The organism is Sphingobium sp. FG58 (assembly GCF_057809055.1).
Genome location: NZ_JBMDJF010000004.1, coordinates 148,403 through 169,623, shown reverse-complemented (window position 1 = coordinate 169,623; position 21,221 = coordinate 148,403). Strand labels below are relative to the sequence as shown.

The following is a 21,221-nucleotide window of genomic DNA, read 5'->3' as shown; positions in this document are numbered from 1 at the left end:
GACATAGCGATGGGCTTTTGCGATCAGATCTGGGCGGAGGTCGCCCCGCTGCGGCAGGCGATCCTGGCCCATCCATTCCTGACCGCACTGGCCGACGGCACGCTGCCGCGCGACAGTTTCCAGCATTATATCGTACAGGACAGCCTCTACCTCGCCGAATATGCCCGCGTGCTGGCGATCGCCGCGGCCCGTGCGCCCAGCCCTGCCGGCCGGCTGGAATTTTCCGATGGGGCCAAGGTCGCGGTGCAGGTGGAGGAAGGGCTGCATCAGGCCTTCTTCGCACAGTTCGGCGTGACCGCAGCGATGGCGCAGGCCGCCGAACCGACCCCGGCCTGCCTTGGCTATACCAGCTATCTGGCGAGCCTCGCCGCGACCCGCAGCTATGAAGAGCTGATCGCAGGCATCCTGCCCTGCTTCTGGGTCTATTGGGAAGTCGGCTGCGCCATCAAGCCGCGCGCCACCAGCCCCAACCCCTATGCGCCATGGATCGACACCTATGCCGATCCCGGCTTTGGCGCAGCGACCGACCGCGTCCGCGCGCTGGTGGACGAAGCCGCCGCCACCACGACTCCGGCAATGCGCGAAGCCATGGCCCGCGCCTTCCGCAATGCGACCCGGTACGAATGGATGTTCTGGGATTCGGCCTGGCGGCTTGAAGCCTGGCCGGTCTGACGCGCAAAGTCCCATTGGCCTTTGCCATAAACTCATCTAGGGACGCGCGCGGAAGGCGGCTCATGCCGGTTTCCAAACATGATCGCGCCGGTGCCCTATCAAGGGCTTAATCGGGAATGTGGTGCGGGCGCTTTGCCGTCCAAATCCACGGCTGTCCCTGCAACTGTAAGCGGATAGCGCGATGCACACGCCCCGATATCCAAGGGGCAGCCACTGGGCCGGACGCTAAATCCTGCGAGGCCTGGGAAGGCGCGCATCAAGCTGTGACCCGCAAGCCAGGAGACCTGCCGGCGTCTGGTCGCTCTAGCCCTGGCCCAGGGGATGGCCGTGGCACGGTGAACTCCGTCTGAGCGACGTGTAAGCGGCGGGGCCGCTTCGGGACGTGCGTTGGCCGCTTGATGCGTCCGGTCGCCGCGCGTGTCGGCTGTCGCGTTGCGCCAGCAGGCCCGGCCATGTCGCAGGACGCCAGGGGGAGACGCTTGTGAGCGACCCGAAAAACAAGGGAATGACGCGGCTGCGCAGTCGCGTCGCGATGCTGATCGCCGCGCTGATTGTGGCGAATATGGCCGCCTGGGGCTGGGCCGTCAGCCTGTTTCACGATCAACCACTGATGCTGGGGACCGCGCTGCTCGCTTGGGGTCTCGGCCTGCGCCACGCCGTCGATGCCGATCATATCGCGGCGATCGACAATGTGACCCGTAAGCTGATGCAGGAAGGTCAGCGACCCATCTCCGTCGGCCTGTGGTTTGCCATCGGCCATAGCAGCATCATCGCCATAGCCTCCGTGCTGATCGTGCTGACCACCAACGCCCTGTCCGATTTCGTCTGGTTCAAACAAGTCGGCGGCGTGGTCGCGACCGCAGTGTCCGCGCTCTTCCTGTTCGCCATTGCGGGCATGAACCTCATCATCCTGCGATCGGTATGGCGCAGCTTCGCCCATGTCCGGGCGGGCGGCGCCTATAATGAGGAGGATCTGGACCTGCTGCTGTCCGGGCGCGGCCTGCTGGCCCGACTGTTCCGCCCGATGTTCCGGCTGGTCAACCGCAGCTGGCATATGGCCCCTTTAGGTTTCCTCTTCGGCTTCGGTTTCGATACCGCCACCGAAGTCGCGATATTGGGCATGTCCGCGCATCAGGCGGCCAACGGCCTGTCGATCGGCACCATATTGGTCCTGCCTGCGCTGTTCGCGGTCGGCATGGCGCTGATCGACACGCTGGACGGGGTGGTGATGCTGGGTGCCTATGACTGGGCGTTCGTCAAACCTATCCGCAAACTTTATTACAATATCACCATCACCCTGATCTCGGCCATTGTCGCCATCGTCATCGGCGGGATCGAAACGATCGCGCTGATTGGCGACAAGCTGGGGCTGGCTGGCTGGCCATGGGACATGGCTGGCGCGCTGGGCGAGAATTTCAACAGTCTGGGCTTTGCCATTATCGGTCTGTTCCTGTTCTGCTGGATCGCCAGTTTCCTGATCTACCGGTGGCGACGCTTCGACGAGATTGAGGTGCGACTGGCGACCTGATCATGCTTGGCTTGGGCGATAAACTGGATTAGGGACAGGCGTGAAAGCCGGTTTACGCCGGTTCTCACATGATCGCGCCGGTGCCTCGCAAGAGGCTTAATCGGGAATGCGGTGCGGGCGGTTTTCCGTCCAAATCCGCGGCTGTCCCTGCAACTGTAAGCGGATAGCGCGATGCACATCGCTCCTCTTTTGGGGGAGCAGCCACTGGACGGCGCACCATGCGCGAATCCGGGAAGGCGTGCATCAAGCTGTGACCCGCGAGCCAGGAGACCTGCCGGCGCACCGGTCGCTCTTGCCCAGATCCAGGGGATGGTCTTGGCACGGTAACTCTCCGTCTGAGCGACGAGTCCATGCGGCTGGGGCCGCATCGGTGCGTTGCGCCGGGCGACTTTGCGCGCCTGTCCGTCGTCGCGCGCCGACCGGCGACGTGCGCCGGTACGCCCCGCCCTTCGTCGTCGCGGCGCGCGGAGAATTGCCATGTCGGACCTCACCAAGGTGCCCGTCACCATCGTCACTGGCTTTCTGGGCGCGGGGAAAACCACGCTCATCAGCCACCTGATCCGCAACGCGGGCGGGCGGCGGCTGGCGGTCGTCGTCAATGAATTCGGCACATTGGGGGTGGATGGCGACATCCTCAAATCCTGCGCCATTCCCGATTGCCCGGCCGATAATATCGTCGAACTGGCCAATGGCTGCATCTGCTGCACCGTGGCGGACGATTTCATTCCCACGGTCGAACATCTCCTCGCACTCGATCCCCGACCCGACCATATCCTGATTGAAACATCGGGGCTGGCCCTGCCCAAACCCCTGCTCAAGGCATTCGACTGGCCCGCGATCCGCAGCCGCATCACGGTGGACGGGGTACTGGCGCTGGCCGACGCCGAAGCGGTAGCTGCAGGTCGCTTCGCGCCCGATCTGGTCGCTATAGAAGCGCAACGCGCCGCCGATCCGGGCATCGACCATGAAACGCCACTCGCCGAAGTGTTTGAGGATCAGTTGGCCTGCGCCGACATGGTGCTGCTGACCAAGGTGGATCTGGCCGGGCCGGACGGCGTGGCGGTCGCGCGCGCCGTGATCGCGGCGGAGGCACCGCGCCCGGTCCCGGTAATCGAACTGACCGACGGCGTCATCGACCCGCGCCTGATCCTGGGCCTTGGCACAGCCGCGGAAGATGACATCGCGTCCCGCCCGTCCCACCATGATGGCGAGGATGAGCATGAACATGAGGATTTCGACAGCGTCGTGATCGCGCTGGGCGAAATCACCGACCCTGCCACCCTGACCGCGCGGATCGAGGCACTGGCCCGCGACCGGCAGATATTGCGAGTGAAGGGCTATGCCGCCGTAACCGGCAAGCCGATGCGGTTGCTGGTGCAGGCGGTCGGCGCGCGGGTGCGTTGCCATTATGACCGGCTATGGCACCCCGGCGAACCGCGCGGCACGTCGCTGGTGGTGATCGCCGAGCATGATCATATCGACCCCGACGCCATCCGGGCTGCGCTGCTGGACTGAGCGCACACGATGCACGTCATCTTCCGCGAAACGCCGGGCATGGAGGATGTCGCCAGTCCGCAGGATCTGGCGCAGCCGCCTGCGGACATGGTGGTCCTGTCCTTTTCCGACAGCGATTTGGGCGCGTTCGCGGCCGGGTGGCGGCTGGGCAAGGGATTGCCGACGCTGCGCCTCGCCAATCTGGCGACGCTGGCGCATCCGCTCTCGGTCGACACCTATATCGAACGCACCCTGTCCGGCGCGAGGGCGATCCTGATCCGGCTGATCGGCGGCGCGTCCTACTGGTCCTATGGCCTGCAACAGGTGGAGGCACTGGCCAGGGCGCAGGGCATTGCGCTGGCCGTGCTGCCAGGCGACGGACGGGAGGACGCGCGGCTGGATGCAGCATCGACTTTGCGGGTGGATCGGCTTCGGATGCTGGCGCGACTGTGCGACACCGGAGGGCCGGAATCGGCGATGGCAGCGCTGCGGGAACTGGCGCGCGATGCCGGTCTTGCGGCGAATGACATGGGCCAGCCCCAACCCGTCGCGACCATCGGGGCGTGGCGGGCGGGCGAAGGCGTGACATGTCCAGCCGCATTCGCCCTTGCGTCTGACAGGCCGCGCATCCTGCTGCTCTTCTACCGATCCTATCTGGTGGCCGGTGATCTTGACCCGTTCGTCGCGTTACAGCGGGCGTTCGAGCAACGCGGCTTCGATATCATCGCCCTGTTCGCGCCATCGCTCAAAGCCGCCGATGTGCGCGGCTGGCTGACCCGCTGGGCGAGCGCACTGGCCCCCGCGGCGATCGTCAACGCCACTGCCTTTTCCGCGCGTGGCGAGGATGGCAAAACCCCGTTCGATAGCATCGACGTGCCGATGATCCAGATCGCGTTGGCCACCAACAGCCGTGCGGCCTGGGCCGACGCCGCACGTGGCCTTTCGCCCGCAGACCTGGCCATGCATGTCGTGCTGCCGGAGATGGACGGACGGATTTTCGCTGGCGTGGCGAGCTTCAAGGACGCGGAGGCGCGCGACCCGGACCTGCACCACGCCCGCGCGCGTCATCGCGCCGATCCCGCGCAGGTCGCAGCGATCGTTGATCGGGTGGCGGGCTGGATCGCGTTGGCGGCGAAGCCTGCCGCTACGCGGAAACTGGCGCTGCTGCTGTCCACCTATCCCGGCAAGGCGTGGCAAATGGCCTATGCGGTCGGGCTGGATGCGCTGGCATCGGCACAGGCCGTGCTGGAGGATCTGGCCGGGGCTGGTTATGCCACCATCACCAGCCCTGACCTGCCGCAACGACTGGCAGAAGAGCGCATCTATTGGCCGCTCTCGCACTATCGCGCCGCCCTCGATACAGTTTCGCCATCCCTGCGCGCCGACATCGCCACCACATGGGGAGAGCCGGAAAGCGACCCGGCAGCGCTAAACGGCCATTTCGCCTTTTCAGCTTTCCGCGCAGGCCATGTCCTCGTCGCGCTCCAGCCCGAACGGGGCGACCCAGCGGCGCGCGATCAGGATTATCACGACCTGTCGCGTTGCCCGCGCCATGCCTATGTCGCTTTCTATCTCTGGCTGCGGGAGCAGCGGATCGACGCGCTGATCCATATGGGCGCGCATGGCACGCTCGAATGGTTGCCGGGCAAGGCCGTCGCGCTGTCGGACGACTGCTGGCCGCAGGCGCTGACCGGGGCGATGCCGGTCATTTATCCCTTCATCGTCAATGATCCTGGCGAAGCGGCGCAGGCGAAGCGGCGGATCGGCGCGGTGACGATCGGCCATGCCCCGCCACCGCTTGCCCCCACCCGCAGCGGCGCTGGGCTGGCGCGGATCGAGGCGCTGCTCGACGAATTTTCCAACGCCGACGGGCTGGACCCGGCGCGGCGGGCGCGTTTGCAGGCCGACATTGCCGACGAAGCATGCGCGCTGGGGCTGGAAACGGAACTGGGCATCGCGGCGGATGCGTCCCCGGTGGAGATCATCACCCGCATCGACCGCTTCGTCTGCGACGTCAAGGAAAGCCAATATGGGGATGGGCTGCACGTCTTTGGTCGGGGCGAGCAAGGTGCGGCGGAGCGTGAGGGTCTGCGCGCGGCGCTGGCCGGGCGGCGGGTCGCGCCCGGCCCTTCAGGATCGCCGCATCGCGGGCGAACCGACGTGCTGCCGACCGGGCGCAACCTCTACAGCATCGACCCGCGCGCCGTCCCTTCCCGCAGCGCCCACGCGCAGGGGGTGCGAATGGCGCAGGATGTGGTGCGCCGTCATTTGCAGGATCAGGGGGACTATCCCCGCGCGATGGTGATCGACCTGTGGGGATCGGCGACGATGCGCACTGCGGGTGAGGATTACGCGATGGCGCTGCACCTGCTGGGCGCCAAACCCGTGTGGGATACAGCGTCGGAGCGGGTGACGGGGGTGGAGATATTGCCGCTGTCGTTGCTCGATCGGCCCCGTATCGATGTGACGTTGCGCGTATCGGGCCTGTTTCGCGATGCCTTCCCAACGCTGGGCGCGCTGTTCGGGCAGGCGGTGCGCGCGCTGGGCGAGTGTGATGAGCCGGCCGACCACAACCCTTTCGCCGGTCGTTCGGTTACACCGCGCGTCTATGGGCCGCAACCAGGGCGTTATGGGCTGGGCATGGGCGATGCCGCCGAAACATACACAGACGCCGCACGGAAAGTGGCGGGCGAAGCCTGGCTGGCCGCATCCGACCATGCGTTTGATATGCCCGGCATAGCAACAGACCCCGGCGGACTGCGCGCACGGGTCGCGGCCGCGGACAGTTTCGTCCATGCGCAGGACCTGCCCGAAACCGACCTGCTGCTGGCCGCCGACTATGCCGCGCATGAAGGTGGTTTTGCCGCTGCGCAGGCGGTGACGGGCGGCAGCGCCGCGCTTTACCATCTCGACAATCGCGACCCCACCCGGCCAACAGCACGCAGCCTGACCGAGGAGATTGCACGAGTCGTGCGGGCGCGGGCCGCGCATTCCGGCTGGATCAGCGGCATGATGCGGCACGGTTTTCGCGGCGGGGCAGAGATTGCCGCGACGCTCGATCATCTGGGGGCGTTCGCGCATCTGACCGGACAAGTGCCGGAACATCTGTTCGACCTCTTTCATGACGCGACACTGGGCGAGGCCGATGTGCGCGCCTTTCTGGCCCGCGAGAACCCCGGTGCGCTGGCGGCGATGGAGCAACGCTTCGCCGCGCTCCACGCCGCCGGGCTGTGGCGCACCCGGCGCAATTCGATCCTCGCCGGTCTGGAGCCGCAGTCATGAGCAGCTTTGCGGTGAAGGGTTGGTGTCCAGATGCGTGGCACCCGATGGCGGCAGGCGATGGCCTGATCGTCCGGGTGCGGCCAGTGTTGGGCCGGGTTACCCGCGCGCAGATGGCGGTGTTGGCCGAGGCCGCGGCGGATCACGGCAATGGCCAGATCGACCTGACCAGCCGCGCCAATCTCCAGCTACGCGGTGTGAGCGAAGCTGCCCTCCCCGCCTTACTCACGACATTGGTTGCGACAGGACTGGTCGATCCTGATCCAGTGATCGAAACCCGGCGCAACCTGCTGGTCGCCCCCGAGTGGCAGGACGGCGACGACACGGCCCGGATCGCACGGAGCTTGATCGCAAGGCTGAACGAGTTGCCCGACTTGCCCGGCAAGGTCGGCTTCATCATCGACGCCGGAGAGGCATGTGCGTTGCACAACGAAAGCGGCGACTTCCGCATCGAGCGCGGACAGCATGGCGGCCTGATCCTGCGCGCGGATGGTCATGAGACCGGTGCGCCGGTGATGCAGGGCGCGGAGGTCGATGCTCTGTTGGCGCTCGCCCACTGGTTCGTCGAAAGCGGCGGTGAGGATGCCCGGCGCATGGCACGGCATCGGGCCACCCTCCCGCCCTTTGCGACTGGCGCGATCCCGCCCGCTCATCCCGCCCGCCGAGTGGTGCCGGGACGCCGCGTACTGGGCGCGCCCTTTGGCCGGATCACAGCCGCGCAGCTGTCACGCCTTATCTCTATCGACGCCATCCGCCTCACCCCCTGGCGGATGCTGCTGATCGAAGGGCAAGGGACACCTGCTGACGATGGCTGGATCACCGATCCCGCCGATCCGCTGCTGCACGTCGATGCCTGCCCCGGCGCGCCAGACTGCCCGCAATCGACCGTCGAAACCCGCGCCCTCACCCGCCGCCTCGCCCCTCATGTCACAGGCTCCTTGCATGTGTCGGGCTGTGCCAAGGGCTGCGCCCGCGCTGCGCCTGCCGATGTCATGCTGACCGGACGAGACGACCGTTTCGATCTCGCGATCAACGCCCGCGCTGGGGATGCGCCGCTGCAATCCGGCCTGACGCAAGCTGCCCTCCTTGCCCATTTCGGAGCCGCCTGATGCCCCATATTTACGAACGTGATGGCGCAGCGATCTATCGCCAGTCCTTCGCCATGATCCGCGCGGAGGCCGACCTCGCTCGCTTTGCCGCCGGGGAAGAGCCGGTCGCGGTGCGGATGATCCATGCCGCTGGGATAGTCGATCTCGCCCGCCATATCCGCTTTTCCGAAGGCTTCGCGGACGTTGCGCGCGCAGCACTGGCGGCAGGCGCGCCGATCTTGTGCGACGCGCGGATGGTGTCCGAAGGGGTGACCCGCACCCGCCTCCCCACCGACAATCCCGTCATCTGCACGCTGCACGATCCGCAAGTCGCCGGTCTGGCGCAGGCGATGGGCAATACCCGCTCCGCCGCCGCGCTGGAGCTCTGGCGACCGCATCTGGCGGGCGCACTCGTCGCGATCGGCAATGCGCCGACCGCGCTGTTCCATCTACTGAACATGCTGGAAGATCCCGACTGCCCGCGCCCCGCCGCGATCATAGGCTGCCCGGTCGGCTTCGTCGGCGCGGCCGAATCCAAGGATGCCTTGTGGGCAGCGCAGCCCGTCCCCTGCACGATTGTCGAGGGGCGTCTCGGTGGCAGCGCGATCACCGTCGCCGCAATCAACGCACTGGCGAGTGAAGCAGAATGAACGCGATCACGACCATCGGCACTATCCATGGCGTCGGCCTCGGCCCCGGCGCGCAGGATCTGCTCAGTGTCCGCGCCGACCGGCTGGTACGTGGCGCGCGCCATGTCGCCTATTTCCGCAAGGCCGGACGACCCGGACAGGCGCGGCGCATTGTCGAGGGGATGCTGCGCCCCAACGTCATCGAAATGCCGATGGAATATCCGGTCACGACCGAAATCCCGCTGACCGACCCGCGCTACAACCAGTGCCTATCCGCCTTTTACGCCGATTGCACGGCCCGGCTCGCCGCGCTGGCGATGGGCGGCGCGGATGTCGTGGTGCTGTGCGAGGGCGATCCCTTTTTCTACGGCTCCTTCATGCATCTGCACAGCCGCCTGTCGGGCATCGCGCCGGTCGCGGTCGTGCCGGGGATCAGTGGCATGGCCGGTGCCTGGACCGCTTCGGGTGCGCCGATCAGCTGGGGCGACGATGTGCTGACCGTGCTGATGGCGACCATGGCGGAGGAAGAACTGACCCGCCGCATCCGCGATACTGACGCGCTGGTGGTGATGAAGATCGGCCGCAACCTCGCCAAGCTGCGCCGCGCCGTCATCGCCGCTGGCCGCGCCGAGTCCGCTTGGCTGGTCGAACATGCCGCCATGCCCGACCAGCGCGTGACGCGGTTGGTCGAGGCGGAACGGGTGACGCCCTATTTCTCGATCCTGCTTATCCATGGTCAGGGGCGACGGCCATGAGCGCGACTGGCTGGATCGCCATAGCCGGCCTTGGGCCGGGCAGCGACGCGATGGTCACGCCACAGGTGACCGAGGCACTGGCGCAGGCGACGGACGTGATCGGCTATATCCCCTATGTCGCGCGCATTGCGCCGCGCGCCGGGCTGACGCTGCATCCGTCCGATAATCGGGTGGAGTTGGAGCGGGCCGCCCACGCGCTGCGGCTGGCGGCGACCGGACATCGCGTCGTGATCGTATCCTCTGGCGATCCCGGCGTATTCGCGATGGCCGCCGCCCTGTTCGAAGCGCTGGAAAGCGGCCCGACCCACTGGCGCGACCTGCGCATCGACGTGCTGCCCGGCATCACCGCGATGCTGGCGGCCAGCGCGCGGGCAGGCGCGCCGCTCGGTCATGATTTCTGCGCGATCAACCTGTCGGACAACCTCAAGCCCTGGCATATGATCGAACGGCGGGTACGGCTGGCGGTGGAGGCGGATTTCGCCATCGCCTTCTATAATCCGCGATCGAAAGGCCGACCCGACGGTTTCGCGGCGATCCTGCACCTGTTGCGCGAGGAATGTCGCGACGACCGCCCGATCCTGTTCGCCCGCGCCGTCTCCACGCCCGACGAACTATTGCGCATCGTGCCGCTGTCGCAGGCAACGCCCGACATGGCGGATATGCGCACCATGGTCATTGTCGGGTCCAGCCGCACCCGCCTGATCGAGCGGACGGCAGGAGCGATCCTCTATACTCCGCGGTCGGCGGCATGACCCAGCCACTCCATGACCGCTTGCGGATCATCCACCTCCAGCCGCTGCGGCAAGACCGGTCGGTCGATCAGCAGGACCGGCAGCCCCAGCGTTCGCGCCGCAATCAACTTCGCCTCCGCGCCAGTCCCGCCAGCATTTTTGCAGACCAGCAGGTCGATGCCATAGGCGCGCATCAATTCTGTGTCGGCTTCCGCTCTGAACGGACCACGATCAACGACCAGATCATGCCAGGGCAAGGCGGGCGGGGTTGCGGGCGCATCGACGAAGCGCAGCAGATAATGGTGCTGCGGCCGGGCGGTGAAGGAATCGACATGCATCCGCCCCAGCGCCAGCATGACGCAGCGGGCTGGTCCGGTCAGCGCTGCCACAGCCCCCGCTATGTCAGGCACATGGGTCCAGCTATCACCAGCCACTGCGCGCCAGGCCGGTCGGCAGAGCGCGATCAGCGGCACGCCGGTCATCTGCGCTGCCACCACCGCGTTGGCGCTCATCGTAGCTGCGAAGGGATGGGTCGCATCGACCAGATGGGTGATACCGTTATTGCGCAGATAGCGCGCCAGCCCCTCCGCCCCGCCAAAGCCACCGACCCGGATCGGCACCGGCTGCGCGCGCGGCTGGTCGGTGCGCCCGGCATAGCTGAGCGTCGCCGCAATCCCGGCCTCGGCCAGCAGACGAGCGAGTGCGCTCGCTTGCGTCGTGCCGCCCAGCAGCAGGATGTTGGGCATGGCTGACGCTCCCTGGCTGACGATCATCGGCATCGCAGAGGATGGAGCCGACGGCCTCGCCTTAGCGGCGCGTGACGCGCTGGCGCAAGCGCAACTGGTGATGGGCGCAGCGCGGCATCTGGCGTTGCTGCCGGCGCTCCATTGCCCGGTGGTGGAATGGCCGGTGCCGTTTGCCGATGGCGTGCCGTTGCTGCTGGAACAGCGCGGGCGGCAGGTCGTGATGCTGGCATCGGGCGATCCCTTCTGGTTCGGGGCAGGATCGGTCGTGACGGCGCATCTTCAGCCCGGCGAATGGTGCGCCCACCCTGCTCCCTCGATCTTCGCGCTGGCCGCAGCGCGGCTGGGCTGGGCGATCGAGCGGACGGTCTGCATCGGGCTGCACGCCGCACCGCTGACCCGCATCCGCCCGCATCTGGCCCCCGGTCGCCGAATGATCGCCCTGTTGCGTGATGGCGCTGCCGTGGGGGAACTCGCCCCTTATCTGGAGGCGCTGGGGTTCGGTGCATCGCCCCTGCATGTGCTGGAGGCGCTGGGCGGCCCGCGCGAACGCACTCGTACGGCAACAGCCAGCGATCTGGATTTTGCCGACATATCGCATCCGGTCGCGGTGGGTATCGCCTGCGCCGGTAACGGCATGGCGCTGCCCTGCGCTTCAGGCCTGCCGGACACGCTGTTCGATCATGACGGCCAGATGACCAAGCGTCCCGTGCGGGCGCTCACCCTTTCCGCTCTCGCCCCGCGCGCTGGCGAAACATTATGGGACATTGGCGCAGGCTCCGGTTCGATCGCGATCGAATGGTTGCTCGCTCACCCCGCCAACCGCGCCATGGCGTTAGAATCTGATCCGGTGCGCGCCGCCCGCGCCGCCGCCAATGCCGCCGCGCTGGGCGTCGACCGGCTACAAGTCATCACGGGTCGTGCGCCCGCCATATTGCCCGATGGCGCACCCGATGCCGTTTTCATTGGCGGCGGCCTGTCCGACGCCCTGCTCACCCATCTCTTCGCTCGATTGCCCTCCGGCACCCGCATGGTCGCCAACGCCGTGACGCTGGAATCCGAGGCGCTACTCGCACGCGCCCATGGCGAGAAAGGCGGCAGTCTCATGCGGATAGACCTGGCCGACGCTGCGCCCTTGGGCAGCCGCCACGGCTGGCGCCCCCATTATCCGCTGGTCCAATGGAGCGTCACCCTATGATCGTCGCTGGTTTCGGCTTTCGGCAAGGTGCCAGCCTTGCCTCGTTGGAAAGCGCGCTCGCGCTGGCGCAAGAGGGACTGCCCGCCGTGACCGCGTTCGCTGCCCCATTGGACAAGACTGCGCTGCTTCGTCCGCTGGCCGATGCGCTGGGCATCAAGCTCCTCGTCATCTCCCGCGACACCCTGCGCGCGCAGGGCACCCCTTCGACCTCGCCCGCCAGCCTGACCGCTTATGGTGTCGGCAGCGTCGCCGAAGCAGCCGCCCTCGCCGCAGCCGGGACGGGTGCCACCCTGCTATCCCCCCGCCAGATTTCCCCCGATCACATGGCGACCTGCGCCATCGCCCAAGGACCCCCCGCATGACCGTCCACTTCATCGGCGCCGGTCCCGGCGCGCCCGACCTGCTCACCCTGCGCGGTCGCGACTTGATCGCTGCGTCGCCCGTCTGCCTCTATGCCGGGTCGCTGGTGCCGCAAGCGCTACTGGCGCACTGCCCGCCGGGCGCGCACGTCGTAAACACAGCACCGCTCTCGCTGGACGAGATCATGACACAGATCGAAGCCGCCCATGCGGAGGGCCATGACATAGCCCGGCTTCATTCGGGTGACCTGTCAATCTGGTCGGCGATGGGCGAACAATTGCGACGACTGCGCGCGCTGGGCATTCCCTTCACCGTCACGCCGGGCGTCCCTGCCTTCGCCGCCGCTGCCGCCGCGCTGGAAGCCGAATTCACCCTGCCGGGCCTCGCCCAGTCGCTGGTCCTGACCCGCACGCCCGGTCGCGCCAGCGCCATGCCGCCCGCCGAAAGCCTGACCAATTTCGCAGCGACCGGGGCGACGCTGGCGATCCACCTCTCGATCCACCAGCTCGACCGGGTAGTCGCGGACCTCACCCCGGCCTATGGCCCGGACTGCCCGGCTGCGGTCGTGTGGCGCGCCAGCTGGCCGGACCAGCGCGTCGTCCGAGCCACCCTCGCCACCATCGAGCAGGCGGTCGCGGGCAGCATGGAACGCACCGCGCTGATCGTCGTCGGTCAGGTACTGGCCACGGATGATTTCGCGGAAAGCAGCCTCTATGCGACCGGCTATGACCGCCGCTTCCGCCAGCAAAGCGCGCAGTCGCCTTTCGCAGGCGCACGGGAATGAGCGTCCCCGGCCTGATGATCGCCGCCCCCGCTTCGGGGACAGGCAAGACCACGGTGATGCTCGGCCTGCTGCGTGCATTGGCGCAGGATGGGCTGGCGGTGCAGCCGTTCAAGAGTGGCCCCGACTATATCGATCCGGCCTTTCATCGCGCCGCCAGCGGCCGCGCCTCCTATAATCTCGACAGCTGGGCGATGGTGCCGGGTCTGATCGACGCGATCGCCGCCCGCGCGACCGGCGCGGACATCATCCTGACCGAAGGATCAATGGGCCTCTACGATGGCGTTGCAAACGTCGGTGCGAGCGGCAATGGGGCAAGCGCCGACATGGCGCGCCGCATGGGCTGGCCGGTGATATTGGTGGTCGATGTCAGCGGTCAGGCGCAATCGGCAGCGGCCACCGCGTTGGGCTTTAGGCTGTTCGACCGGAATTTGCCCTTTGCCGGTGTGATCCTGAACCGCGTCGCCAGCCCGCGCCATGAACGGCTGGCCCGGCGGGGCATGGAGCAGGCGGGGATCACGGTGTTTGGCGCGCTTCCCCGGCGCAGTGACCTGACTTTGCCGGAGCGGCATCTGGGACTGGTTCAGGCGATCGAGCATCCCGATCTGGACCGGGCGATCACCGACTATGCCGCCTTCCTGCGCGCCCATTGCGATCTGGGCGCGATCGTCTCCGCGGCGCGCCATGGATCGCCAGGCATCGCCGGATCGCTGCCATCGCCCCCCGCGCAACGGATCGCACTGGCGCAGGACTCCGCCTTTTCCTTCACCTATCCCCATCTGATCGAAGGCTGGCGGCAGGCTGGCGCGCAGATCATCCCCTTCTCGCCACTGGCCAACGAAGCGCCAGCTACCGACGCGGATCTGGTCTGGCTGCCCGGCGGCTATCCCGAACTACATGCCGGGAGGATCGCGGCGGCGGAGCATTTCCTGACCGGCCTGCGCACCCACGCTGCCACCCGTCCGGTCCATGGCGAGTGTGGCGGCTATATGGTGCTGGGCGACGCGCTGATCGACAAGGCGGGGGAAAGCCATCGCATGGCCGGGCTACTGGGCCTTGTCACAAGCCATGCCAGGCGGCAGATGCATCTGGGCTATCGTCATGCACAGTTGCTTGCGCCGGTAGGCGCAATGACCGCAGGCACTGCCCTGCGCGGCCACGAATTTCATTATTCCACCATCGTCGAACAGCGCGACGCCCCCCTTGCCCGCGTTACTGACGCCGATGGCACGGAAGTTCCCGAAACGGGGTCACATCGCGGCGCCGTAACCGGCACCTTCTTCCACATGATCGCGCCCGACGCATGATCGCCATCGACTTGATCGGCACAGGCACCGGCAACCCGGATCATCTGACTGCGGCAGCGGTCAGAGCAATGAACGACGCCGACCTGATCCTGCTGCCGCGCAAGGGGGACGCCAAATCCGACCTCATCGATCTGCGACGAGACATCTGCGCGACGGTGCTGACGGCCAAGCCCAATGTGGTGGAATTCGACCTGCCGCTGCGCGACGCGCGCGATGATTATCTGGGCGCGGTAAGCTACTGGCACGACGCCATTGCCACCGCATGGCGAGACGCAATCGAAAAGCATCTGCCCAAAGGGGGACGACTGGCGCTGCTCGTCTGGGGCGATCCGTCGCTCTATGACAGCAGCCTGCGGATCGCCGACCGGCTGCGCGCCGATGGCATGACGCTGACGCTGCGGGTGATACCGGGCATTACCAGCATTCAGGCGCTGACCGCCGCCCACGCCATCCCGCTCAATGCGCTGGCCGATCCGGTGCTGATCACCACGGGCCGCCAGTTGCGCGCGCAGGGCTGGCCCGATGGCGTCGGCACGCTGGTCGTGATGCTCGACAGAGGCTGCGCCTTCGACGCGATCGTCCCTATGGGCGTACATATCTGGTGGGGCGCCTATCTGGGCATGGCGCAGGAGGCGCTGGTCGCAGGGCCGCTGGCCGAAGCCGCACCCCGTATCGCCACGCTCCGCGCCGATCTGCGCGCCCGCCATGGCTGGATCATGGACATTTACCTGATGCGAAAGGAAGCACCCAATGGACGCTGACGCGATCGAGGCCCGGCACGCTGAAAAAATGCGCAAGAAACAGGCCGCGCAAACGAAGATCATGGCCAGCAAGACCCAGGAAAAAGGCCTGCTGATCGTCCACACCGGCAAGGGCAAAGGCAAGACCTGTGCGGCATTGGGCATGGTCGTCCGCGCGATCGGCCATGGCATGAAGGTCGGCGTCGTCCAGTTCGTCAAGGGCGCGATGACGACTGGCGAGAAAGTCGTGTTCGACGCCTTCCCAAATCATGTCGAATTCAAGCCGATGGGCGAAGGCTTCACCTGGGACACGCAGGACCGCAGCCGCGACATCGCCGTCGCCCGCCAGGGATGGGACGAGGTCTGCCGGATGATCGCCGATCCCTCCTATGACATGGTGCTTGCCGACGAGCTGAACATAGTGCTTCGCTACGACTATCTGCCGCTGGACGAGATATTGCCGGTTCTGACCGGTCGCAGCGCGATGAAGCATGTCATCGTTACAGGCCGCAATGCGCCCGAAGCGCTGATCGAGGCAGCCGATCTGGTCACCGACATGACGATGGTGAAACATCCCTTCCGGGCGGGCGTGAAGGCGCAAAAGGGGATCGAGTTCTGAACGCGGCCCCGCCCCGGTTCCAGGCCGCCTTCGCCGCGCAGCTTGACACGTTGCTGCGCTGGCGGCGCGATGTGCGCCATTTCCGGCCCGATCCGGTGGCGGAAGCGGAGATGGACGCGCTGTTCGCCTCGACAGCTCTCGCTCCGTCAGTCGGTAATGCCCAGCCCTGGCGTTTCGTCCGCATTGCTTCGCCCACATTGCGGCGGGCGCTGGTGGATCATGTCGACACGGAAATCGCGCGCGCGGCGGAGCGTCATACCGGCACGGAACGCGAAGCCCGCTATCGCGCGCTCAAGCTGCACGGTATCGGGGAAGCGCCTGAACTGATCGCGGTCTATTGCGACGAAATGCCGGAGGCCGGCCATGGGCTGGGCATCGCAACCATGCCCGAAATGCTGCGCTATTCGACCGTGATGGCCATCCATACGCTGTGGCTGGCGGCGCGCGCACGCGGGATCGGTATGGGCTGGGTGTCGATCCTGGACCCTGTACAGGTCACTGTCATGCTCGACGTCCCCGCCCACTGGTCGCTGATCGCGCTGCTGTGCATCGGCTATCCAGCACAAGACAGCGCCGCCCCCGAACTGGAACAGCGCGACTGGCAGGCACGCGAACCCTGGCGCGAGCGGATTGTCACGCGATGACCTCCACCCCGTTGAAAGGACGAACTTCCCCATGCTGAAACCCGTGGACGATGGCCCCGCCATCGTGGCGTGCAACACTTGCCGCCACAGCAAGGACCAGCGCGAGAATTCCGATGGCCAGCGCGGTGGCGCACGGCTGGTCGAACAGTTGCGGCAGGTACAGGCCAGCGACCCGCGCTATGCCGGTATCGCTGTCCAGGAAATGGCGTGCCTGTTCGCTTGCACCGAATTTTGCACCGTCCATCTGCGCGCACCGGGGCGGGTCGGCTATGTGTTGGGCCGTTTCGATCCCGACGCGCAGGCCGCGACCGCGATCCTCGACTATGCCGTCCATTATGCCGCCAGCGAGCATGGCCGGGTGCCGTTTGGCCAATGGCCACAGGGCGTGAAGGGCCATTTCATCACCCGCACGCCGCCGCCGGGGTTTGTCGCTGAATGACCGGCTTTGCTTCCCCCGACGCCTTCGACATGGCTCTGCGCACATTGCCGAAGGCGCAGCCAGCCAGCATCGCCGCCGCTGCTGAACGGCAGGCGCAACTGACCAAGCCCGCCGGGGCGCTGGGGCGATTGGAGGAGATCGTTCTGTTCTTCGCCGGATGGCAGGGCAATGCCCGCCCGGTGATCGACCATGCCCGCGCCGTCATCTTTGCGGGCAATCATGGCGTAGCCGTCCATGGCGTCAGCGCCTTTCCGCCCAGTGTCACCGCCACAATGGTCGATAACTTCCGCAACGGCGGCGGCGCGATCAACGCGCTGGCACAGACAGCTGGGATGGATGTGAAGATCGTCGCGCTGGAGCTCGACCGGCCAACGGCGGATTTCAGCGTCGGTCCGGCGATGGATGAGGCCGACTGTCTGGCAGCCCTGTCCGCAGGGGCGGCTGCGGTCGATCCGGGGTTGCATCTGCTGGTCGTCGGCGAAATGGGCATCGGCAATTCGACCGTAGCGGCGGCGCTGTGCGCGCGCAGTTTTGACGGTAGCGCGGCAGATTGGGTCGGGCCGGGAACGGGCGTGGATCGGGCCGGGATCGACCGCAAGATCGCCGTGGTAGAGCGCGCTCTTGCTCATCATATGGATGCCGCACAAACGCCGTTTGAGGCATTGAGGCGGCTGGGCGGACGCGAAATCGCCGCCATCGCCGGTGCCGTGGTGCAAGCCCGCCAACTCCGCATCCCTGTCGTGCTGGACGGCTTCATCTCCTGCGCCGCGGTCGCGCCGCTGGCAACCTGCTTCCCGGCTATCACCGATCATCTGATCGCCGGGCATCAGTCGGCAGAACCAGGCCATCGTCGCCTGCTGGAGCGCCTGCGCCTGCGCCCACTCCTGTCGCTCGACATGCGACTGGGCGAAGGCAGCGGCGCGGCGCTGGCAGTCGGGATCATCCGGGGCGCGCTGGCGGCACATAATGGCATGGCCACATTCGCCGAGGCGGGCGTGGCAGGCCGGGAATGAGCAGCTTTACCCTGCATCTGCTGCGCCACGGTGAACCGGAGGGCGCAGGGCGGTTGCTGGGCCGCACTGACGCGCGACCAACAGGGGCAGGCATCGCCGCCTGTCTGGCGCGGACGACCGGACTGGCCATCGACCAGCTTGTCGCATCCGACCTGAAACGCGCCAGCCAGGCAGCAGCAGCGATCGGCAAAGCCCTCACCCTGCCGGTGACGATAGATCCACGCTGGCGCGAACTGGATTTTGGCGCATGGGACGGGCTGGCACCTGCGCAGATCGACAGGCACGCGCTGGGGCGTTTTTGGGCGGACCCGGACGCCAAACCGCCGCCCGATGGAGAGTGTTGGTCCGCACTGGTCGCGCGCGTGACAGAGGCGATCGACGCGCTGCCGCCCCGATCCACGCTGGTCGTTACCCATGGCGGCACGATGCGCGCGGCGCTGGCCACGCTGTGCGGCTTTGACCATCAGCAGGTCTGGTCGTTCGACCTGCCCTATGCGGCGCTGCTGTCGCTCAAGCTGTGGCGGAGCGAAACGCCATCCGCACAGATTATTGGGCTGCGCATATGAAAGGCCTGATCATCGCCGCGCAGTTTCTGACACGCCTGCCGCTGCCTTCCCTCGCGGTGGATGACGACGCCTTTGCCCGGTCTATGTGCTGGTTTCCTGCCGTCGGTCTGCTGATCGGTCTGTTCCTGATGGGCGGGGTGCTGCTCGTGCGCGGCGATACCTGGATCGCGGCGCTGATCGTGCTGCTGCTGTGGATCGGGATTACCGGCGCGCTGCATATCGATGGCCTTGCCGATCTGGCCGATGCTATCGGCGCGGGCCACAAGGATCCCGCGCGCGTCCGGGCGGTGATGGTCGATCCTCATGTCGGCAGTTTCGGTGTCGTGGCGATTGTGACGCTATTGATCGCCAAGCTGGTCCTGCTCCATGCCGTATTGGAGCAAGACGAGGCACTACCACTGCTGCTCATCCCTTTCGCCGCGCGGATCGGACCGCTGGTCTGGACCAAATCGCTACCCCTGCTCCATGCTGGTTTGGGGTCACGCTTTACCGATGCAGTCAGCTGGCGGCATATCATCCTCTGGTCTGGCGTGCTGATCGCCAGCGCATGGCTCACCCCAGCCATGTTGGCAGCACCGCTCCTGATCGCCCTCTGGGCGCTCTGGCTCAAATGCCGGGTTGGCGGTGTGTCCGGCGATTGTCACGGCGCAGGGATCGAACTGGTCGAAGTCAGTCTGCTCGCGATCGTCGCAACAGGTTAGAGCCGAGCAAAAATCGCCGCTATCCCCCACAGCAGCAGGCAGGCGCGCCAATAGAGGCGCAGCGCACGACGAATATCGCCAGCTCTGGCATCTGTGCGCCCCGACCCGATCCATGCCTTGTCCTGCACCACGCCATCATAGGCGACCGGCCCGGCCAGCTGCAGCCCCAACGCCCCAGCCATCGCCGCCTCGGTCCAGCCCGCATTGGGCGATGCGTGTCGGCCATGGTCCCGCACCATCGTCCGCCAGCCACCCATCCCCGCAACGCACAGGACCAGCCCGCCCAGCCGTGCGGGGATCAAATTGGCCACATCGTCAATCCGCGCCGCCGCCCAGCCAAAGGCGCGCCAGCGTTCCTCGCGATGGCCGATCAGGCTGTCAGCGGTATTGATCGCCTTGTAGCACCACACACCCGGCAACCCGCCAAGGATCAGCCAGAAGAGCGGCGCAGCCACCCCGTCGCAAAAACTCTCCGCCAGACTTTCGATCGCCGCGCGCGCCACCCCGCTTTCGTCCAGCGCCGCCGTATCGCGTCCCACGATCATCCCGACGGCGCGGCGCGCTTCGAGTAGGTCGCCGCGCTCCAGCGCCTGCGCAACGGGCAGGACATGATCATGCAGGCTATGCTGAGCCAGCGCGGGCCAGGCCAGCACCGCGATGCCGATCCACCCGAACCCGCCCAGCATCATCGTCAACCCAGCCTGCGCCAGCCAGCACAGCCCGCCAGTCAGCGCCAGCAGCACAGCCATGGTGACGATCCCCATCGCCCGGCGCAGCGCGAAGGACCAATGAGGCCGGTTCCCCCACACCTCACTCCGATTGATCAAGGCCGCAAAAAACCCGACCGGATGGCCAATCCGTCGATAGAGCGCTCCCGGCCAGCCAATCGCAGCATCCACCACCAGCGCAACAAGCGCGACCGGATCAGCCATCGGCCAAGGCTCGGTCCAGCCGGTCGCGTTCTTCCGCGTTGGCCGGAACGCCCAGCCGCAACCAATGTGGCGCATAGTCGAACGGTCGGGTCAGGATGCCGCGCCGCGCCAACCGGTCGAACAGGCTGGCCGCATCGCATTCCACCAGCCGGAACAGCGGCGACCGCCCCATCGGCGTCAGCCCATGCCGCGCCAGCACCGCGTCCAGCGCCGCTGCCCGTTCGACCAACTGCTGCCGGGTCGTCGCAATCCAGCCTGTGTCGCGATAGGCCGCAGTACCGATCGCGATGGCGGCGGCGGACACCGGCCAACTCCCCAGCATTGCGCGCCACCGTGCGATCAGCGCTTGCGGTCCGACCGCAAAGCCCAGCCGTACTCCCGCCAATCCGAAAAATTTGCCAAAGGACCGCAGCACGATCACCGGCGCATCCGCATCCAGCGCGGGCAACAGACTCCCGCCCTCATGCGCATCGATAAATGCCTCATCGACCACCAGCCAGCCGCCCCTTGCCGCAAGCCGCCTGGCGATCATCGCCAGCTCCGACACAGTCATCAACCACCCGTCCGGGTTGGCCGGATTGGCCAGCAGGATCGTCCCGCCCTGCCCGGCCTCCTGCTCTAGCGCGGCAAAGGCGATCGCTCTGCTGGCGACAAAGGCCTCGCCATGGGTGCGATATCCCGGTGCGACATGGCGGAACGGCGCGGGCAGGCCCAGCGTCGAAAGTTGGCGCAGCCCCATCTCCGTCCCCGGCAGCGCCAGCACGCCATGATCCTGCGCGCCAAAATGTGCAGCGGCAGCCTGCTCCAATGCGGCCAGATCATCTTCGTCGGGCAGGCGTCGCCAGTCGATGCTCAGGCCATCTACTCCATCCCACGGATCGGGATTGATCCCGGTCGACAGGTCCAGCCACGGGTCCGATACGTGCGGGAAAGCCGTAATCGCCTGTGAAAGGCGGCCGCCATGATGGGTCCATTCGGGCAAGGAGCGCTTTCCGTTCATGT

22 protein-coding genes and 2 riboswitches are annotated in these 21,221 nt (G+C 66.8%); of the genes, 19 read left to right on the top strand and 3 right to left on the bottom strand.

Going from position 1 to position 21,221, the window contains the following annotated elements; genetic code table 11:
- Nucleotides 1-9 precede the first annotated feature (9 nt).
- From tenA to cobJ, 8 genes are all read left to right on the top strand, one after another.
- Nucleotides 10-672 (top strand): thiaminase II, encoded by a 663-nt coding sequence (tenA, locus tag ACODR8_RS07380; protein WP_489006632.1) that lies wholly within the window; start codon nucleotides 10-12, stop codon nucleotides 670-672.
- Nucleotides 673-743: 71 nt separating this feature from the next.
- A riboswitch (cobalamin riboswitch) is annotated at nucleotides 744-978 on the top strand.
- Nucleotides 979-1,177: 199 nt separating this feature from the next.
- Nucleotides 1,178-2,200, top strand: coding sequence for a HoxN/HupN/NixA family nickel/cobalt transporter (locus ACODR8_RS07375; protein WP_489006778.1), 1,023 nt, complete (start codon nucleotides 1,178-1,180; stop codon nucleotides 2,198-2,200).
- Nucleotides 2,201-2,261: 61 nt separating this feature from the next.
- Nucleotides 2,262-2,493: riboswitch (cobalamin riboswitch) on the top strand.
- Between the two features lie 184 nt (nucleotides 2,494-2,677).
- A complete protein-coding gene (cobW, locus tag ACODR8_RS07370) occupies nucleotides 2,678-3,715 on the top strand; it encodes a cobalamin biosynthesis protein CobW (protein WP_489006631.1) in 1,038 nt (345 codons plus the stop codon).
- A 9-nt stretch (nucleotides 3,716-3,724) separates the two neighbouring features.
- Complete coding sequence (cobN, locus tag ACODR8_RS07365; RefSeq protein ID WP_489006630.1) at nucleotides 3,725-6,976, top strand: cobaltochelatase subunit CobN; 3,252 nt, start codon at nucleotides 3,725-3,727, stop codon at nucleotides 6,974-6,976.
- On the top strand, nucleotides 6,973-8,082 hold the full coding sequence (locus ACODR8_RS07360) for a cobalamin biosynthesis protein CobG (protein ID WP_489006629.1): 1,110 nt from the start codon (nucleotides 6,973-6,975) through the stop codon (nucleotides 8,080-8,082). The genes cobN and ACODR8_RS07360 overlap by 4 nt, the downstream gene beginning before the upstream one ends.
- Nucleotides 8,082-8,711 carry a precorrin-8X methylmutase gene (locus tag ACODR8_RS07355; RefSeq protein ID WP_489006628.1) on the top strand — a complete coding sequence of 210 codons (630 nt, stop codon included), beginning with the start codon at nucleotides 8,082-8,084 and terminating at the stop codon, nucleotides 8,709-8,711. Before ACODR8_RS07360 ends, ACODR8_RS07355 begins: the two co-directional genes overlap by 1 nt.
- The gene (gene cobI, locus ACODR8_RS07350) at nucleotides 8,708-9,445 is read left to right on the top strand and encodes a precorrin-2 C(20)-methyltransferase (RefSeq protein ID WP_489006627.1); all 738 of its coding nucleotides are present in this window, start codon (nucleotides 8,708-8,710) and stop codon (nucleotides 9,443-9,445) included. The genes ACODR8_RS07355 and cobI overlap by 4 nt, the downstream gene beginning before the upstream one ends.
- A complete protein-coding gene (gene cobJ, locus ACODR8_RS07345; RefSeq protein ID WP_489006626.1) occupies nucleotides 9,442-10,197 on the top strand; it encodes a precorrin-3B C(17)-methyltransferase in 756 nt (251 codons plus the stop codon). The genes cobI and cobJ overlap by 4 nt, the downstream gene beginning before the upstream one ends.
- Here cobJ and ACODR8_RS07340 read toward each other — a convergent pair.
- Nucleotides 10,173-10,922, bottom strand: a complete 750-nt coding sequence (locus ACODR8_RS07340; RefSeq protein WP_489006625.1) for a cobalt-precorrin-6A reductase — start codon at nucleotides 10,920-10,922, stop codon at nucleotides 10,173-10,175. The two genes, cobJ and ACODR8_RS07340, sit on opposite strands and share 25 nt — an antisense overlap.
- Between ACODR8_RS07340 and cbiE the strand changes: the two genes are divergently transcribed.
- From cbiE to cobS, 11 genes are read left to right on the top strand one after another with little or no spacing between them, the layout of a single operon-like run.
- Nucleotides 10,912-12,117 carry a precorrin-6y C5,15-methyltransferase (decarboxylating) subunit CbiE gene (gene cbiE / locus ACODR8_RS07335; protein ID WP_489006624.1) on the top strand — a complete coding sequence of 402 codons (1,206 nt, stop codon included), beginning with the start codon at nucleotides 10,912-10,914 and terminating at the stop codon, nucleotides 12,115-12,117. The genes ACODR8_RS07340 and cbiE overlap by 11 nt on opposite strands.
- On the top strand, nucleotides 12,114-12,479 hold the full coding sequence (locus ACODR8_RS07330) for a cobalamin biosynthesis protein (RefSeq protein ID WP_489006623.1): 366 nt from the start codon (nucleotides 12,114-12,116) through the stop codon (nucleotides 12,477-12,479). Before cbiE ends, ACODR8_RS07330 begins: the two co-directional genes overlap by 4 nt.
- Nucleotides 12,476-13,261, top strand: coding sequence for a precorrin-4 C(11)-methyltransferase (gene cobM, locus ACODR8_RS07325; RefSeq protein ID WP_489006622.1), 786 nt, complete (start codon nucleotides 12,476-12,478; stop codon nucleotides 13,259-13,261). Before ACODR8_RS07330 ends, cobM begins: the two co-directional genes overlap by 4 nt.
- The gene (locus ACODR8_RS07320) at nucleotides 13,258-14,565 is read left to right on the top strand and encodes a cobyrinic acid a,c-diamide synthase CobB (RefSeq protein WP_489006621.1); all 1,308 of its coding nucleotides are present in this window, start codon (nucleotides 13,258-13,260) and stop codon (nucleotides 14,563-14,565) included. The genes cobM and ACODR8_RS07320 overlap by 4 nt, the downstream gene beginning before the upstream one ends.
- Entirely contained in the window at nucleotides 14,562-15,326 is a 765-nt protein-coding gene (gene cobF, locus ACODR8_RS07315) for a precorrin-6A synthase (deacetylating) (protein WP_489006620.1), read from the top strand. The genes ACODR8_RS07320 and cobF overlap by 4 nt, the downstream gene beginning before the upstream one ends.
- Nucleotides 15,316-15,924 carry a cob(I)yrinic acid a,c-diamide adenosyltransferase gene (gene cobO / locus ACODR8_RS07310; protein WP_489006619.1) on the top strand — a complete coding sequence of 203 codons (609 nt, stop codon included), beginning with the start codon at nucleotides 15,316-15,318 and terminating at the stop codon, nucleotides 15,922-15,924. Before cobF ends, cobO begins: the two co-directional genes overlap by 11 nt.
- A complete protein-coding gene (gene bluB, locus ACODR8_RS07305) occupies nucleotides 15,921-16,568 on the top strand; it encodes a 5,6-dimethylbenzimidazole synthase (protein WP_489006777.1) in 648 nt (215 codons plus the stop codon). The genes cobO and bluB overlap by 4 nt, the downstream gene beginning before the upstream one ends.
- Before the next feature lie 31 nt (nucleotides 16,569-16,599).
- Nucleotides 16,600-17,007 (top strand): DUF1636 domain-containing protein, encoded by a 408-nt coding sequence (locus ACODR8_RS07300; RefSeq protein WP_489006618.1) that lies wholly within the window; start codon nucleotides 16,600-16,602, stop codon nucleotides 17,005-17,007.
- The gene (gene cobT / locus ACODR8_RS07295) at nucleotides 17,004-18,020 is read left to right on the top strand and encodes a nicotinate-nucleotide--dimethylbenzimidazole phosphoribosyltransferase (protein ID WP_489006617.1); all 1,017 of its coding nucleotides are present in this window, start codon (nucleotides 17,004-17,006) and stop codon (nucleotides 18,018-18,020) included. The genes ACODR8_RS07300 and cobT overlap by 4 nt, the downstream gene beginning before the upstream one ends.
- Entirely contained in the window at nucleotides 18,017-18,586 is a 570-nt protein-coding gene (locus tag ACODR8_RS07290) for a histidine phosphatase family protein (RefSeq protein WP_489006616.1), read from the top strand. Before cobT ends, ACODR8_RS07290 begins: the two co-directional genes overlap by 4 nt.
- Nucleotides 18,583-19,287, top strand: a complete 705-nt coding sequence (cobS, locus tag ACODR8_RS07285) for an adenosylcobinamide-GDP ribazoletransferase (RefSeq protein WP_489006615.1) — start codon at nucleotides 18,583-18,585, stop codon at nucleotides 19,285-19,287. The genes ACODR8_RS07290 and cobS overlap by 4 nt, the downstream gene beginning before the upstream one ends.
- On the opposite strand, the gene cbiB is transcribed toward cobS, so the two are convergent.
- Both cbiB and ACODR8_RS07275 read right to left on the bottom strand, forming a co-directional pair.
- Complete coding sequence (cbiB, locus tag ACODR8_RS07280) at nucleotides 19,284-20,219, bottom strand: adenosylcobinamide-phosphate synthase CbiB (RefSeq protein ID WP_489006776.1); 936 nt, start codon at nucleotides 20,217-20,219, stop codon at nucleotides 19,284-19,286. The two genes, cobS and cbiB, sit on opposite strands and share 4 nt — an antisense overlap.
- On the bottom strand, nucleotides 20,212-21,219 hold the full coding sequence (locus ACODR8_RS07275; protein ID WP_489006614.1) for an aminotransferase class I/II-fold pyridoxal phosphate-dependent enzyme: 1,008 nt from the start codon (nucleotides 21,217-21,219) through the stop codon (nucleotides 20,212-20,214). The genes cbiB and ACODR8_RS07275 overlap by 8 nt, the downstream gene beginning before the upstream one ends.
- Nucleotides 21,220-21,221 lie beyond the last annotated feature (2 nt).

What these genes read in the sequence shown, in the direction of transcription:
- ACODR8_RS07340 (WP_489006625.1), bottom strand. Translation starts at nt 10,922, where the DNA reads ATGCCCAACATCCTGCTGCTGGGCGGCACGACGCAAGCGAGCGCACTC.
- cbiB (WP_489006776.1), bottom strand. Translation starts at nt 20,219, where the DNA reads ATGGCTGATCCGGTCGCGCTTGTTGCGCTGGTGGTGGATGCTGCGATT.
- ACODR8_RS07330 (WP_489006623.1), top strand. Translation starts at nt 12,114, where the DNA reads ATGATCGTCGCTGGTTTCGGCTTTCGGCAAGGTGCCAGCCTTGCCTCG.
- ACODR8_RS07360 (WP_489006629.1), top strand. Translation starts at nt 6,973, where the DNA reads ATGAGCAGCTTTGCGGTGAAGGGTTGGTGTCCAGATGCGTGGCACCCG.
- cobS (WP_489006615.1), top strand. Translation starts at nt 18,583, where the DNA reads ATGAAAGGCCTGATCATCGCCGCGCAGTTTCTGACACGCCTGCCGCTG.
- ACODR8_RS07375 (WP_489006778.1), top strand. Translation starts at nt 1,178, where the DNA reads ATGACGCGGCTGCGCAGTCGCGTCGCGATGCTGATCGCCGCGCTGATT.
- tenA (WP_489006632.1), top strand. Translation starts at nt 10, where the DNA reads ATGGGCTTTTGCGATCAGATCTGGGCGGAGGTCGCCCCGCTGCGGCAG.
- cobT (WP_489006617.1), top strand. Translation starts at nt 17,004, where the DNA reads ATGACCGGCTTTGCTTCCCCCGACGCCTTCGACATGGCTCTGCGCACA.
- cobO (WP_489006619.1), top strand. Translation starts at nt 15,316, where the DNA reads ATGGACGCTGACGCGATCGAGGCCCGGCACGCTGAAAAAATGCGCAAG.
- cobW (WP_489006631.1), top strand. Translation starts at nt 2,678, where the DNA reads ATGTCGGACCTCACCAAGGTGCCCGTCACCATCGTCACTGGCTTTCTG.
- ACODR8_RS07355 (WP_489006628.1), top strand. Translation starts at nt 8,082, where the DNA reads ATGCCCCATATTTACGAACGTGATGGCGCAGCGATCTATCGCCAGTCC.
- ACODR8_RS07290 (WP_489006616.1), top strand. Translation starts at nt 18,017, where the DNA reads ATGAGCAGCTTTACCCTGCATCTGCTGCGCCACGGTGAACCGGAGGGC.
- cbiE (WP_489006624.1), top strand. Translation starts at nt 10,912, where the DNA reads ATGTTGGGCATGGCTGACGCTCCCTGGCTGACGATCATCGGCATCGCA.
- cobM (WP_489006622.1), top strand. Translation starts at nt 12,476, where the DNA reads ATGACCGTCCACTTCATCGGCGCCGGTCCCGGCGCGCCCGACCTGCTC.
- ACODR8_RS07320 (WP_489006621.1), top strand. Translation starts at nt 13,258, where the DNA reads ATGAGCGTCCCCGGCCTGATGATCGCCGCCCCCGCTTCGGGGACAGGC.
- cobJ (WP_489006626.1), top strand. Translation starts at nt 9,442, where the DNA reads ATGAGCGCGACTGGCTGGATCGCCATAGCCGGCCTTGGGCCGGGCAGC.
- cobF (WP_489006620.1), top strand. Translation starts at nt 14,562, where the DNA reads ATGATCGCCATCGACTTGATCGGCACAGGCACCGGCAACCCGGATCAT.
- cobN (WP_489006630.1), top strand. Translation starts at nt 3,725, where the DNA reads ATGCACGTCATCTTCCGCGAAACGCCGGGCATGGAGGATGTCGCCAGT.
- cobI (WP_489006627.1), top strand. Translation starts at nt 8,708, where the DNA reads ATGAACGCGATCACGACCATCGGCACTATCCATGGCGTCGGCCTCGGC.
- ACODR8_RS07275 (WP_489006614.1), bottom strand. Translation starts at nt 21,219, where the DNA reads ATGAACGGAAAGCGCTCCTTGCCCGAATGGACCCATCATGGCGGCCGC.
- ACODR8_RS07300 (WP_489006618.1), top strand. Translation starts at nt 16,600, where the DNA reads ATGCTGAAACCCGTGGACGATGGCCCCGCCATCGTGGCGTGCAACACT.